Origin of the sequence: Alteromonas antoniana (assembly GCF_019249295.1) — a bacterium.
In the GTDB taxonomy this organism is placed as follows: Bacteria; Pseudomonadota; Gammaproteobacteria; order Enterobacterales; family Alteromonadaceae; genus Alteromonas; species Alteromonas antoniana.
The window spans coordinates 103,968-117,846 of record NZ_JAESDH010000006.1 but is presented as its reverse complement, the minus strand read 5'-3'; the positions used below and the strand labels follow the sequence as shown (position 1 = coordinate 117,846).

Below are 13,879 nucleotides of genomic sequence, written 5' to 3'. Positions count from 1 at the left end.
CAGGGTTGCAGGTGTGCTCCCCGGGATCCGCGGGGATGGCAGTATTACAACACGAGAGAATTCATCCCGTTATGCGCAAAACGTTACCGGCTCGCTACTACCTTGACCATTTCCATGAATTCCTGCGGTTTTTTGAAGGCCAGAGTGGTGTTCTTCTTGATACTGCCAGCCGCGATTTTATCGATAACTTCATAGCCCTTCCCGAACCTCAGCAATGTATCGTTGTGCGGGCGGCCTCAAGAAAGTATGCAGTGATAAATCGCAATCACTTCAACTACGATGAGATAGCGCAACCGCAGGAACAGATAGATGTGTTGATCGCGCAGGAGTGGTTTTTGTCGCTGGACGCGGCACCAATCTGGGATGTGGTGTCGGTATTGAATAAGGCCGACATTATCGAGCTACTGGCTAACTATCAGGATATCCGTGGACTTTCAGGGCAAAGCAAAGCGGCGCTCAGTCAGCTTCTGGAGCGGCAAATTACTCAGCATGGCTGGCCTGATAGTTTTTCCTGCTCGCATTATCTTTACTGCGCCTTCGATCAGCCATTGCGTTTTTTGCTGTTTTTATACTTCGGCAATACCAAGGGGCGGCTGAATCAATTTTCCATGCGCGATCTTGGCATTATGCGCACTCGCGCCGACAGCGCAGCAAGTGCTGATGTTGCCAGGTTTGATAACGCCGAAGAGGCAGCCGCGGCCTGGTATTACGCTTATCATACCGACACGCTCCCGTATCTGAGCAGTGCAGAGCTGCGCGCATTGGCAGAGCAGACTTTGCCTGAAGCTGACAGCGCCGTTGGTCAGCAATTACAGGACCGGTATTGCCTCAAGCTGGGCCAACTGTTGCTAACCGAATTTCCGCCACTGGCGCTCTCGGTACTGGCCAGGGGGCAGGGTGATCAGGCAAAAGAAAAGTGGTTACGAGAGCTGTATAAATCCGGCGACAAGGCGCAGGTGAAATCTGCCCTTGAAGAGATTATTGATAATCCCGGCTCCGATACCCTGTTAACCTTTGCAGAAGATTTTTACGCCAGAAAGTTTCATAAAAAACGTACCAGCGCCCTCACTGACATGCTGCGCAATGCCAGTCGCACACTGGCGCTGGATGAAAGTCAGAATCAGCAGGTGGAGCGTGGGGTCATTGCCTGGTACAAGCGCAGAGGAATAACAGCATGGAGAACAGAAAACCGGTTGTGGCGGGTATTATTCGGTCTGACATTCTGGGACTTATTATATTCGCAGGAAGCACTGGTAAACGAATTTGACCGCCGGCCTCAGCCGCTCAGACATAACGATTTTTACGACCAGTATCATATTCAGATAGATGCGCTACTGGATGCGCTGCCAACCGCCGATAGTATGCTTGAACACGTTACCCGACAGGCAGCTGCTCACTTCGGAAAGGTTAACAGTCTGTTTATGTGGAGCCAGTCCTTGCTGGACACTCCCCGGATATTGCTGACGCAGGGAGATTATGAAGCCGTAAAGCGGTTACTTGTGATGATGTGTCGCGACTTTAAAACTCTGCGCGATGGTTTTCCTGACATTATGGTATTGGACACTACCCTTCGGTTTGAAGAAATTAAAGCGCCGGGGGATCAGCTTCGCAGAAATCAGCTGATGACTATTCAGCGACTACAGCAGGCTGGTTTTGATGTGACCATTACGCAGGTTAACTGGTACCGCGATCCAATGCAGCCCTATGCGGTGGTAGATATTGAAACTACCGGCGGAAATGCCGCTTACCACCGGATAACGGAAGTCGGGATCGCCAAGGTCATAAACGGAGAAGTGGTGGACGAATGGCAGTCGCTTATTAATCCGCAGCGTCACATCCCATCTGCAATAACACGTCTGACCGGAATTTCTGATGAGATGGTAGCAACGGCACCGATTTTCGCCGAGGTGGCCGAAGCCATTGCGCAGTTCACGGAAGACTGTGTGTTTGTGGCGCATAACGTGAATTTCGATTATGGCTTTATTAAGCAGGAGTTTGCGCGACTGGAGCAACACTATCGCCGCCCGAAGTTATGTACTGTCAGAGAGATGCGTAAAGCGTGGCCTGGGCTGGCTTCGTATTCGCTGGCAGCACTGACCTCTCATTTCGATATTGCGATGGAGCGTCATCACCGCGCGCTGTCAGATGCTAAAGCCGCCGCGTCGCTGCTGCTATTGTCCCAGCAGAAGCGTGACTGAACCACTTTTGAGAGCCTGCGTATAGGTAATCACGCAGTCATTCTGATGTAATGTAATTGATGAATAAAAAAGCCCTGACAAGTCACCTTGAAGAACATGAAACTTCAAGGATAATTGAAATGGCGTGGGAAGACCGGACGCCGTTTGAAGCCATCGAGTCGCTTTTCGGGCTATCTGAAAAGCAGGTTATCGCTCTGATGCGCGCCAGGCTAAAGCCACAGGCCTTTCGTAACTGGCGGGCACGGGTAAGCGGCCGCAGTACAAAGCATAAAGCGCTGCGCCCTGAAGGCGTCTCACGAGGATACTGCGTGTCACAGTACAAACCACAGGGCGCAAATAAATAAGCTCTGCCAGCGGCTTATTAATCAGGGTCTAGGCGGTTTTGGCGGCAATGTCACTGCGGGCAGCAACAGTGCCATCAGTTGCCGTTTTAATGGTGTGGGAAACACCCGCGCGTTATCTGTTTTCTCAATTGCTTCAGCGTGCCTGACTAATTCAAGCAATCGCAGGAAGCGTTCGTCGCGCGCATAGAACGTTTCAAGATCAGCCATGATGATTTCAATCATCTCGCTGACAGGGCGTGCGTCCTGCTGAATAATTTGTCTGGCGACTTCGCGTTTGACAAGGCTCTCCCATTCGGCGCGATAGCTTCCGGATAATCGCTCCGGAAACTCACGAAGTTCTGCGATATCTTTGTCAATACTGACCCCTTGCGCAGCACTATCGTAGTACAGCCTGAGAGCAAGCAGTACGTCGATGGAAAGTCGTGATATTGGTAAATGACGGGACATCAACTGCACCCGCGATGACATATATCCTCCTCTTGTTGTTATATACAAAGGCTGACTGAAAACGCATCCTTTGAAACGGCCTGCTGACAGTGATTTTTTTGTTTATGCAGTGTCGCAGAATTAATGATAAAGGATGAAGAGCGTGATATCAGCCAGATTAAAAAAACGTAACCATGATGCTGTGAACTGACGCATATATGTATGCGTAAATCACTATGCACTGTTGACAGTGTGTACGCGTTCTTGCTGTTTGGCCCACCTTTCGGTGGGCCTTTTTTTTAGCTTTCGACACTGCACCAGACAATCCATAACCGGGCGAGTCGGCGATGCCGTGATTGAAGCTAAACCTAAAGAGCGTTAATCCTTATCGAGTGACACCGCGATGCCGGTAAGTAAGCGGGTTGTGCTGTCTACTACGTCAAACCTGACAAACCACTCCATATCATCAACAGCGTTGATGCGGCCGCTAAGTTCTGCAGAAAACCCATGACCGGTTCCTAAAAAATCTTCGGTCAGTTCTGCCCGGGGACCAATGCCTTCACTGACATAAGAGTAATGGGCAAAGTAAGACAGAGGGGTGTTATTAATGGCGAAGTCGCCTGTAAGACCGGCAACGGTTTTGGAATCAGGTTCATCCAGGCGTCGGATGAGTTCGAAAAACAGCGTGTGGTTCAAGCCGGTTTTATAACGGTATTCACCACGCAGAAAATTACCCCCCGTCATTCTCTCCAGGCTTAGTTCGTAACTGTGGAAATCATTGATCTTTGTGGTGTACTCCACCTCGATGTAATTGGCTTGTTCGGGTAAGTGCAGTGCTTTCGCCGGGTCCGTTTCATCCAGTTCTCCCACCACAATATCCAGCAGACTGTCGCTGTCCAGCTCAACTACCTGACGTATACCGGCAATCCAGCCATCTTTTGATAAGCCCGAGGAGGATACCCGGCCTTTGTACGTGGGTATGATGCCGACTTCGGTTTTTCCCCATGAGGACGTGTGGCGAACGTAGGCGCGCCGGACGTAGATTTTCTGACTGTTGCCGTCGCCAATGGTGTTGTGACTGGAGCCGAAATCATCGCCTGTTACGATGAAACTGTTCACACTCCAGCTGCCATCGTCATCAAAGGTCCACTGTGGATAATAACGGATACGGTATTGATTTCGATGATCCCGGTCTGAACGGTCATCAAAACGCGCCTGCAAATCCAGCCTGTGAGAATACCCGGCAGCGCTGTCAGTGTCGCTGTTCTGAGCCAACGCCACCACCGGACTTGCACAAAACAACACGGCGGTAAGGAAGCGATACATAGTTATTAACGTCCCTGAAAAATAAGAAGTCATCATTATACGAATGATTGTGGCAGAAAGCTGAACGGGAATAAAAAAAAGCCGGCATCAAGCGTGCCGGCCTATGAAGTGGGGTACTAAGCCCGGAGGGTATAAACCAGAGAGGTTTAAAATCACATGAGAACGTAAAAAGACAAGAGCTGCCCTTTCACGTCTTGGATAGTAGCTTAAGGAATTAATTTGCAAAATTTAATAAAATTGATTGTTTTAATCGAATTTATAGAAAAGAAGCAAAATGCACGATAAAGACCATAACGCAGATACGGTAAAATAAAGTGGCAGAGTGGGGAAACCAGATTAAGATTACATTAACCCCCTTATGTAACGTAGCGTGCGGAGTTGTCCGATGGGTAATCATGGTTCAATTAAAACGAAACTGCTGATCATCATGATTGCTCTTGTCAGCGTTTGTGCCATTGTGCTGGGAAGCATCGCGCTCTTTAGCCTGAACAGCCTTTCGAGTCGACAATTACAAAGTATTGAAAGTGAGCTGGAAACGCAGATCGTAAAATCGATGCAGCAAAGTGCACAGCGTGCGGCGCAGCAAGCATCCTCACTATTAAACGCCAGTTTCACGCCGGTCCAGGCGCTGGCATCGATTTATGCAGACACCGCGACACCCTCGGCAAACCTGTCCAGAGAAGATGTGCAACAAATGGTGGCCTCTACCTTATTGTCAGTTGACGCTGCCAGTGCACTGTATGCGCAGTTTGAGAACAATGCCTATGACGGTCGCGATTCTGAATTCCGTAATGCCGGTGTACACAGCACGCCAATAGGCAGCCTTGAAGTCTACTATGTAAAAGAAAACGGCCAGGCTGTGCTCTATCCGGTGGATGATCCGCAGGAGAAGTATCTGGATACCCGCGATGAGAACGGGGTTAGAGAGGCCGAGTGGTACCTGTGCAGCAAAGATCTGCGGCGGGCCTGCGTACTTGACCCCTATCTTTATGAAATAGAGGAAGGTAACGAAGCACTGATGACGACGTTGACCGCACCTGTGTTAAAGAATGGTCAGTTCCGGGGGGTAGTGGGCATTGATATTAATTTGCCGGTGTTGCAGCGATGGGTATCTGACTACAGCAAAACATTGTTTAACGGCGCCGCTGAGCTCACGCTATTGAGTCAGCGTAATATGATTGCTGCATCAAGCGCTTACCCTGACGATCTTGGCAAGTCCCTCGAAAAAGTCGCGCCCGCACTGAGCAGCGCATTAAAAGGCGGTGCAGAAACGCAGATGGGGGACACTTACTGGCGTGCGACCTACGCTTTCGATATCGCCAATACTCAGGAGCGCTGGACCATGGTGGTAGCAGTCCCTACGTCAGTGGCGACGGCATCACTGCAAACAATGGAAAAAGAAGCTGAGTCCAGTTATGGCCAGGCACTGACCACGCTTTTGGTACTGGCCGGATTGTTTATTGTTATCGCCATTGGCATTTCTTTGTGGGTTGCGCGCTCCATTTCTCAGCCAATTTCCGCGGTGGCTTCGTCCGTATCCACCCTCGCCTCCCAGGAGGGCGATCTCACCCAGACGCTGCCTGCCCAGCGATATGCAGAGCTGATAACGCTAGCAAACGGACTAAACGCCTTTATGCAGAAGCTGGCAGAAATGATACGCGTGTCTAAACACAGTGCACAGGCGCTGGTCAGCGAGTTAGATCAGTTAACGTCCAGTGCGACGCAACTTGAGAGTCGTACCGGCAAACAGCAGCATGAGCTGGACAATATCGCTACTGCCGTTACGCAGATGTCGGCAACCGCAACGGAAGTGGCATCACTGGCAGCCGGCACGGCGGCAGATACCCAGTCGTGCAATACCATGCTGCAGGGTACTCAGCAGGCGTTGTCTTCTAACGTAGAGCATGTAAATGGGCTGTCCCGGGAAATCCGTCAGTCTGCCAGCGAGGTAAATGACGTTGCCAGCAAAACCGACGATATCACCAGTATTCTCACCACAATAGAATCTATTGCTGAGCAAACCAATCTGCTGGCACTGAATGCAGCGATAGAAGCTGCCAGAGCAGGCGAGCAAGGACGTGGCTTTGCAGTAGTGGCCGACGAAGTTCGTAATCTGGCGGCCAGAACCCAGACATCCACAGAAGAAATCTCTCAACTTATTACGGAATTGCAAAGCCGTGTTAAACGCTCGGTGACGTCACTGGAGGCAATGCAGAGTTCAGTAGCTGATACTGTATCGCAAACCCAAACCAGCTTTGACAATGTCAGCGATACGCTGGCGCGGTTAGCCAGTATCAGCGACAGTGTTAGCCAGGTTGCCACGGCCGCTGAGCAACAGAGCCACGTGAGTAATGACATCAGTAAACGCGTTGTTATGGTCAGTGATGATAGTCAGGACTTGGCAAAACTGGGCAAGGTACTGAACGACGTGAACGCCCATATCAACGCGCTTATCCATGATATGAATACGCAGCTTAGCCGCCTTCGTGTGTAGCGTTTGATTGCGCTCTGCCATGGTGCAGACAGCGATTTAGATCAGACTGATATGCTCTGTCATGCTCAGCTACATCTTACTTCTGGTGTTAACTGACAGCAAAGCTTGCGAGGGGTGGAACAGAAGAACGTCTTTGACCAAGGTAGCCACAGAAATAAAAACAGGCGCATTGCGCGCCTGTTTTTGTCATTGTCAGGCCATGCCCAACTTCTTTTCCAGATAGTGGATGTTGGTTCCACCAGCAAAGAAGTTTTCATCAGCCATAATTCGGCGTTGCAGCGGAATGTTGGTTTTGATCCCGTCAATAACCAGCTCATCCAGCGCGTGACGCATTCTGGCAATCGCTTCGTCACGGCTTTCACCGTAAGTGATCAGCTTACCAATCATCGAGTCATAGTATGGCGGTACAGTGTAACCGGCATAAATATGTGAATCCCAGCGAACGCCCAGGCCGCCTGGCGAATGAAACATATCAATTTTGCCCGGACTTGGCACAAACGTCTGCGGATCTTCCGCATTGATACGACATTCAATGGCATGACCACGGATCTGAATTTGCGACTGGTCTATGGATAGCGGCTGACCTGCTGCAATGCGCAGCTGCTCTTTAATCAGGTCGACGCCGGTGATCATCTCAGATACCGGGTGCTCTACCTGAATACGGGTGTTCATTTCGATGAAATAAAACTCGCCGTTTTCATACAAAAATTCAAATGTTCCGGCGCCACGATACCCTATTTCGATACAGGCACGGCGACAGCGATCGCCAATTTTATTGCGCATCTGCTCAGAAACACCAGGTGCTGGCGCTTCTTCAACCACTTTCTGGTGACGACGCTGCATGGAGCAATCGCGCTCACCTAAGTGAATGGCATTGCCCTGACCATCGGCAAGCACCTGAATTTCCACATGACGTGGATTCTCCAGGAATTTCTCCATATACACGGTAGGGTTACCGAAAGCGGCACCGGCTTCTGCCTGTGTGGTTTCGATAGCCTTGATGAGCTCGCCTTCATTGCGAACAACACGCATACCGCGACCACCACCGCCACCGGCAGCTTTTACGATAATCGGATAACCGATGCGCTTAGCAATGGTTTTGTTACGCTCATTGTCTTCTGTCAGAGGGCCGTCAGAGCCGGGTACACAGGGTACGCCAGCTTTTTTCATCGCATTGATGGCCGACACTTTGTCTCCCATCAGATTGATGGTCTCCGCTGTCGGGCCGATGAAAATAAAGCCGCTTTTTTCTACTGCTTCAGCGAAATCGGCATTCTCTGCAAGAAATCCATAACCAGGATGGATTGCAATGGAGTTGGTGACTTCCGCCGCCGCAATGATGCGTGGAATGTTAAGGTAACTTTCTGTGGCTGACGCTTTACCAATACAGATAGATTCGTCAGCTAACAGAACGTGCTTGAGGTTTTTATCCGCAGTGGAATGCACCGCAACGGTTTTGATGCCCAGTTCTTTACAGGCACGCAAAATGCGAAGTGCGATTTCCCCACGGTTTGCAATGAGTACTTTATCTAACATGATAATGTGCCCGGTTATTCAATGATGAACATGGGTTGGTCAAATTCTACCGGATCCTGATTTTCCACCAGGATTTCTTTAACCACACCGGCTTTGTCAGATTCAATTTGATTCATCATTTTCATGGCTTCAACGATACACAGCGTATCGCCCACTTTCACGCTCTGGCCAACTTCAACGAACGCTTTTGCCGTTGGTGAGGACGCGCGGTAGAAGGTGCCTACCATCGGTGATTTGACGACGTGGCCGCTGGGAGCCGCCGGTTCTGCCGGAACTTCCGGTGCTGCAGGTGCAGACGCCGGCGCTTGCGGAGCCTGAGGCGCTTGCGGTGCTGCGAAGCTGTAATTCATAGGGGCTGCGACGCCAGAAGGGCCGCGGTGAATGCGCACAGACTCTTCGCCTTCGGTGATTTCCAGCTCGGCAATGCCGGATTCTTCAACCAGTTCGATGAGCTTTTTAATTTTTCTGATATCCATGATCTGTCTCGTATTACTTTGTCGTTGTCTGTAAGTTAATGGCAGCCGTCAGAGCCAGGGAGTATCCGATAGGACCCAACCCCAGAATGACGCCTGCGGCTATATCTGAAAGATAAGAATGATGACGAAAAGGTTCGCGGGCGTGCACATTGGACAGATGCACCTCGACAAAAGGAATCGATACACTCAACAGCGCATCCCGCAGCGCAATGCTGGTATGAGTAAATGCGCCGGGATTGATGATGATAGCGTCAACGGTGCCAAGAGAATCATGTATGCGATCAATAAGCGCATACTCGGCATTTGACTGAAAATGAGACAAGCTGACTCCGGCAGAGTCTGCCTGTGCCGTTAAGTCATCGACGATGTCCTGTAATGTCTGGTGACCGTATTTATCCGGTTCACGCTGTCCTAACATATTTAAGTTAGGCCCGTTAAGTAACAAAATATTCATTAAAATGATGCTATCTTTCGACAAAGATCGGGTTATTTGTCATTTCAACAAAAAAACACTGCTGTTGCACGAAAAAAAGCCAGTTACAGCCTTATCGTTTTTAATTAACGAGTGATTATAGACGTACATACAAATTTCGCAGCAAAATACTGGTCTAATCAGGGGATATCGCCGCAAAGTTCATGTGCATATAGACGTTAGTCTACAAGCACAGCAAACTAGGGCATCGAAAGCTCTGTATTGAAGCTGACAGGAACAGAGTCATACCGGCCATGAGGTTTTGCGATGTATACGCCAAAGTGCAAATGAGGCTGTGATGAGAAGCCGGTGTTGCCGGTATAACCAATCAGCTGACCGGTTTTGACCGTATCACCGCGAGACACTGCCACTCCATCAAAGCGCAAGTGATAGTATTCACCGGTTGTGCCATCATCGTGCAGAATCGCCACATAGTTCGCATGTTTTGCCAGCGACTTCGACGGACCGCCAAGCTGCCCGTCGGCTTTGGTATCAATAACAATGCCGCCTCTGGCCGCCAGTACTGGGGTTCCTTCAGGTGCATCAAAGTCAATGGTGTAACGGGACGCCCCCTGATGACTGTAATTGCCATTGAAACCCTGGATAACCGGATAGTGTGATACGGGTTGTAGTGGAGGAGCGTAGCGGATGTCGTCATTGTGAACGGCTGCCAGTGTGCCTGGCGTCCAGCGGACCCGCATATCCTGCCAGAAACGCCGGACGTTGCGAACGCTGCCAAGCAGGCGTTGCTCCGAGGCGCGCAAATCAACAGTAACGTGAGGCTTACCTACCAGTTGCGGAGCATATAACGAGAGAACCACGGGTAACCCGGACACGTTCTCAACAAGCAGAGTCGCCCGGCTTCCGTCCGGCTCTGTGGAAAGACAAAAGCGGTCATCAAAACAGCGCTGACTTCCGTAGGCCGGCAGAGCCAAAACAATCGCTATCCAGATGAAAAGAATACGCAAAACCTGCCCCCTGACTCCTACCCTGCTGTTTGCAGAACGATAAAGCTGAACCACCAATCGCCAGGGCTCTGGCAGTACAGAGCCCTATTGACGCGGCTAACAGATAACAGCGATTATGTAGATTACGCCGGCTGGCTGACTCTAGTTGTTATCTAACACCTTTTTAATGTGGGCAGCAAACGGATCTGCCCGCATGAAGCCGGTAACCCGGGAGCCTTTTATTTCATTCCCCTGTTTATCGAAAAACAAAATGGTGGGTAAGCCAAGCACATCAAATTCTTCGTTAAACGCCAAATTGGTCGGCGTGTTATCGGTTAAATCAATTTGCATCCACACGGTGTCACTGAGTGCGTCAACGACCTGCGGCGCCGGGAAGGTATACTTCTCAAACTCCTTACAGGCCACACACCAGTCGGCGTACAAATCGACCATCACGGTTTTTCCCTGCGCGTTAGCGGCAGCCACTTTGGTGCGTAAATCGTCAACACTTTTTACTACCATAAACTCAGGATGAGCGTTTGATGCTGTCGCTGAGGTTCCTGCAGTGCTTCCGTGACTGCTGCCAAAGAGTGTCTGGTAGCCAATCATTGCGCTACCAAACAGACCTAAGAAAATGACCAGTGTACGGACACCTTTCGCGAGCGAAGGCGATGACGCCTGATTCATCACGCTGTAATAGGTGAAAGCCATCAGGCCGACGCCAGCCCACAATAAATCGGTATAGTTGCTGTTCCACAAACGCTCAACAAACAGCACTGCTACTGCCAGCATCATGAAGCCGAAGGTCACTTTCACGATATTCATCCAGTTGCCCGCTTTGGGCAGTAGTTTTCCGCCCGTCATGCCGAACAGAATAAGCGGGATCCCCATGCCCAGGCTCAATACGTAGAGGGAGATAAAGCCAAGCGCCATGTCACCGGACTGTGCGATAAACAACAGAATGCCGGTCAGCGGTGCCGTTGTGCATGGCGATGCCACCAGGCCGGACAGCACACCCATGACAAAGACGCCAATAACGTTGCCACGTTTCTGATCGTTGCTTAAGTTGTTCAGACGGGATTGCCATGACGAAGGTAATTGCAGCTCATACGCGCCAAACATCGCCAGCGCAAGTGCCAGGAACAACACAATAAATACCGAAAGAATAATCGGGTGCTGAAGCGCCGCCTGAAACTGTACCCCTGCCGAAGCCACCACAAGACCAAGCAGCGAGTAGGTGATCGCCATACCCTGTACGTACACAAACGATAACCAGAATGCTTTAGACAGTTTAATTTCTTTGCCCTGGCCAATTACAATGCCGGACAGAATGGGATACATCGGAAAAACACAGGGTGTGAACGCCAGGCCTACGCCCAGTGCGAGGAATATCAGCAACGTCCACAGCAGGTTTTCATCATCCGCCAGCCGCTCGGCCAGCGTGAACTGTTCCGATTGCGTGCTGCCGCTTTGCGCTGCATCGCTTCCGGCCTCTGCGGGAGCTGGCTCAGACCCCGCGCCCACCGCTTCAAGGTAAATCACTTTGGTGGTGGGTGGATAACACAGCCCGGCATCGGCACATCCCTGGTAACGTAGCTTTACCACGCCATCCTTTACCGATTCCTCGATAGGAACCGTAAAAGTGACGCTGTCGTAATACACTTCCGTGAGGCCAAAAAACTCATCCTGTTTTTCTTTACCTTCAGGTAACGATGGCTCGCCAATGGTGGCGTTTTTGGTGACCAGCTTAAACTGATGCTTATACAGGTAGTAGGCATCAGCAATGTCAAACGTCACCGTCAGCACGTCATCGTTTTGCTCAAAGTCGAAAACAAAGGCTTCTTCAACCGGTAAAAACTCGGGCTCGTCACTGAACAGATCGGCCATCCCTCCACTTTCGACTTGCGCTTTGCAGGCAAAGGGGAAGGCGATGAATATCGCCATCAGAACGAGTAAATAATGTCTTGGCTTCATGCAAGTTTCCTGATTACTGCTTATTAATTAACAGACGTTGTCAGCCAGTTTACGTAGGCATCGCTGCCAGAAATTTCATCCATAACTAACCATTCCATCACATCATACGGGTGCAGATCTTCAACACAGATATAGGCATCGTTGACCTTGTCATCAGTGGTTTTGATTACCAGCTGAAATTCTTCGCCTTGCTGTAAAGCGCCTTCCCACTTATAAAATGACGTTACCGGCCCGGCAATATTGACGCACGCTGCTAGGTGGTCTTCCACGAGTCTGGCTGCGATCTCGCTGCCGGTTTTTTTATCGGGTACGGTGCACAATGCAATTTTAACTGACATGTTTGCTCCTTAAGACCTTGCGGGCTTTGATATTCTTTCAGAAATTCAGTGTAACATGAGAACGACTTGTCGGCGCGACAGCACCGTTGGTCGGTTCTGCACGTAGGTATGATTGTGATTATGAGAAACTCCCCCATGTAGGAGTAAAGTGTATTGCCAGCGTCTGGCGTGAAGCATGTGTTTGTGTGCTCATTACTATGTTGTGCTGGTATTACACAAAACTGGCCCCGGATCCGGGCCAAAATGAATTTTATGAGGTGCTGATTTGCGCATTCTTTTTTTATTATTTGCCATTATGCCTATCCTTGAGATAGCGCTGTTGATTCAGGTAGGCGGCATCATCGGTGGCTGGAACACGGTTGCCCTGGTTATTATCACAGCTTTTGTTGGTGCTTATCTTGTGCGCCGTGAGGGCTTCCAGACCCTGCAGTCTGCACAGGCGAAAATGCAGCGAAACGAGTTGCCGGGTAAAGAAATGGTAGAAGGGCTGATGCTGGTGATTGCCGGTGTGCTACTGGTCACTCCCGGATTGATTACCGATATCCTTGGCTTCCTATTCGTGATTCCCGGCAGCCGCCACATGCTGGCAGCGCAACTGTCCAAGCATATGAAGATGCGGGTTGTTACCCAGGGCGGATTCGGTCAGGCCGGTAATTATCAACAACCTGGTAACGATCCTTTCAGGAAGCGCGATCCATCCGGTAACGGCAACGTGTTTGAAGGCGAATACGATGATAAAACCCGGCAGGACGATCCGGATAAGCGCCTGAAGTAACCCAAGTTCTGAACCTCAGGAGCAGCCGGGTTGCACGCGAATCTAAAACATTCGTGGCAGCTAGCCTGGCTGGCAACGCGTTGAATGAAAAAAAATGCGTTTTTTTCACAAAAAGCCCTTGAGATTGTCAGGGTACTCCCCCATTTAACCACGCAGAAAAGATTTTAACGCCCGGCAACGGGCATTCCTAGGTATCCGGTGCACAGTGTTGTGCATCGATCACAACTTAAAACTTGAATAGTTGAATTTTCAGGAGATTTGAAAATGGCAATTCGTCCTTTACATGATCGCGTCATCATTAAGCGCGCAGAGCAGGAAAGCAAGTCTGCTGGTGGAATCGTACTGACTGGTTCTGCTGCAGAAAAATCTACGCGCGGTGAGGTTATTGCTGTAGGTAACGGTCGCATCCTTGATAACGGCGACGTTAAAGCTCTGGATGTAAAAGTAGGCGACACCGTTATTTTCAACGACGGTTACGGCGTGAAAACAGAGAAGCTGGATGGTGAAGAAGTTCTGATCCTGAGCGAAAGCGACATTCTGGCAATTGTTGAATAAAACACGATATCCGTTAAA

General features: G+C 50.1%; 13 protein-coding genes. 5 read left to right on the top strand and 8 right to left on the bottom strand.

The genetic code is table 11. The annotated features are described in order from the left end of the window. Positions 1 to 35 precede the first annotated feature (35 nt). Together JKP77_RS06925 and JKP77_RS06920 are read left to right on the top strand one after the other, a co-directional pair. Entirely contained in the window at positions 36 to 2,198 is a 2,163-nt protein-coding gene (locus tag JKP77_RS06925; RefSeq protein ID WP_246601113.1) for an exonuclease domain-containing protein, read from the top strand. Positions 2,199 to 2,257: 59 nt separating this feature from the next. After that, a complete protein-coding gene (locus JKP77_RS06920; protein WP_218310453.1) occupies positions 2,258 to 2,542 on the top strand; it encodes a TIGR03643 family protein in 285 nt (94 codons plus the stop codon). 21 nt (positions 2,543 to 2,563) lie between these two features. Here JKP77_RS06920 and JKP77_RS06915 read toward each other — a convergent pair whose 3' ends face one another. Further along, positions 2,564 to 3,010, bottom strand: coding sequence for a hypothetical protein (locus JKP77_RS06915; RefSeq protein ID WP_218310452.1), 447 nt, complete (start codon positions 3,008 to 3,010; stop codon positions 2,564 to 2,566). A gap of 336 nt (positions 3,011 to 3,346) precedes the next feature. Continuing rightward, entirely contained in the window at positions 3,347 to 4,294 is a 948-nt protein-coding gene (locus JKP77_RS06910) for a hypothetical protein (RefSeq protein WP_218310451.1), read from the bottom strand. Positions 4,295 to 4,679: 385 nt separating this feature from the next. On the opposite strand from JKP77_RS06910, the gene JKP77_RS06905 reads away from it, so the two are divergent. Next, the gene (locus tag JKP77_RS06905; protein WP_218310450.1) at positions 4,680 to 6,788 is read left to right on the top strand and encodes a methyl-accepting chemotaxis protein; all 2,109 of its coding nucleotides are present in this window, start codon (positions 4,680 to 4,682) and stop codon (positions 6,786 to 6,788) included. Between the two features lie 192 nt (positions 6,789 to 6,980). Here JKP77_RS06905 and accC read toward each other — a convergent pair whose 3' ends face one another. From accC to cutA, 6 genes are all read right to left on the bottom strand, one after another. After that, on the bottom strand, positions 6,981 to 8,324 hold the full coding sequence (gene accC / locus JKP77_RS06900; protein WP_218310449.1) for an acetyl-CoA carboxylase biotin carboxylase subunit: 1,344 nt from the start codon (positions 8,322 to 8,324) through the stop codon (positions 6,981 to 6,983). A 14-nt stretch (positions 8,325 to 8,338) separates the two neighbouring features. Further along, complete coding sequence (gene accB, locus JKP77_RS06895; protein ID WP_218310448.1) at positions 8,339 to 8,800, bottom strand: acetyl-CoA carboxylase biotin carboxyl carrier protein; 462 nt, start codon at positions 8,798 to 8,800, stop codon at positions 8,339 to 8,341. Positions 8,801 to 8,813: 13 nt separating this feature from the next. Continuing rightward, entirely contained in the window at positions 8,814 to 9,254 is a 441-nt protein-coding gene (gene aroQ, locus JKP77_RS06890; protein ID WP_218310447.1) for a type II 3-dehydroquinate dehydratase, read from the bottom strand. A gap of 218 nt (positions 9,255 to 9,472) precedes the next feature. After that, the gene (locus JKP77_RS22525; protein WP_274608633.1) at positions 9,473 to 10,240 is read right to left on the bottom strand and encodes a M23 family metallopeptidase; all 768 of its coding nucleotides are present in this window, start codon (positions 10,238 to 10,240) and stop codon (positions 9,473 to 9,475) included. Between the two features lie 141 nt (positions 10,241 to 10,381). After that, positions 10,382 to 12,163 (bottom strand): protein-disulfide reductase DsbD, encoded by a 1,782-nt coding sequence (locus JKP77_RS06880; protein WP_420840058.1) that lies wholly within the window; start codon positions 12,161 to 12,163, stop codon positions 10,382 to 10,384. Between the two features lie 53 nt (positions 12,164 to 12,216). Then, positions 12,217 to 12,531 (bottom strand): divalent-cation tolerance protein CutA, encoded by a 315-nt coding sequence (gene cutA / locus JKP77_RS06875; protein WP_218310445.1) that lies wholly within the window; start codon positions 12,529 to 12,531, stop codon positions 12,217 to 12,219. A gap of 265 nt (positions 12,532 to 12,796) precedes the next feature. On the opposite strand from cutA, the gene JKP77_RS06870 reads away from it, so the two are divergent. Continuing rightward, entirely contained in the window at positions 12,797 to 13,306 is a 510-nt protein-coding gene (locus tag JKP77_RS06870; protein ID WP_218310444.1) for an FxsA family protein, read from the top strand. A gap of 264 nt (positions 13,307 to 13,570) precedes the next feature. After that, positions 13,571 to 13,861 (top strand): co-chaperone GroES, encoded by a 291-nt coding sequence (locus JKP77_RS06865; RefSeq protein ID WP_044058480.1) that lies wholly within the window; start codon positions 13,571 to 13,573, stop codon positions 13,859 to 13,861. The last annotated feature ends 18 nt before the right edge of the window (positions 13,862 to 13,879 follow it).

What these genes read in the sequence shown, in the direction of transcription:
- JKP77_RS06880 (WP_420840058.1), bottom strand. Translation starts at nt 12,163, where the DNA reads ATGGCGATATTCATCGCCTTCCCCTTTGCCTGCAAAGCGCAAGTCGAA.
- JKP77_RS06905 (WP_218310450.1), top strand. Translation starts at nt 4,680, where the DNA reads ATGGGTAATCATGGTTCAATTAAAACGAAACTGCTGATCATCATGATT.
- accC (WP_218310449.1), bottom strand. Translation starts at nt 8,324, where the DNA reads ATGTTAGATAAAGTACTCATTGCAAACCGTGGGGAAATCGCACTTCGC.
- accB (WP_218310448.1), bottom strand. Translation starts at nt 8,800, where the DNA reads ATGGATATCAGAAAAATTAAAAAGCTCATCGAACTGGTTGAAGAATCC.
- JKP77_RS06865 (WP_044058480.1), top strand. Translation starts at nt 13,571, where the DNA reads ATGGCAATTCGTCCTTTACATGATCGCGTCATCATTAAGCGCGCAGAG.
- JKP77_RS06915 (WP_218310452.1), bottom strand. Translation starts at nt 3,010, where the DNA reads ATGTCATCGCGGGTGCAGTTGATGTCCCGTCATTTACCAATATCACGA.
- cutA (WP_218310445.1), bottom strand. Translation starts at nt 12,531, where the DNA reads ATGTCAGTTAAAATTGCATTGTGCACCGTACCCGATAAAAAAACCGGC.
- JKP77_RS06910 (WP_218310451.1), bottom strand. Translation starts at nt 4,294, where the DNA reads ATGTATCGCTTCCTTACCGCCGTGTTGTTTTGTGCAAGTCCGGTGGTG.
- aroQ (WP_218310447.1), bottom strand. Translation starts at nt 9,254, where the DNA reads ATGAATATTTTGTTACTTAACGGGCCTAACTTAAATATGTTAGGACAG.
- JKP77_RS06925 (WP_246601113.1), top strand. Translation starts at nt 36, where the DNA reads ATGGCAGTATTACAACACGAGAGAATTCATCCCGTTATGCGCAAAACG.
- JKP77_RS06920 (WP_218310453.1), top strand. Translation starts at nt 2,258, where the DNA reads ATGAATAAAAAAGCCCTGACAAGTCACCTTGAAGAACATGAAACTTCA.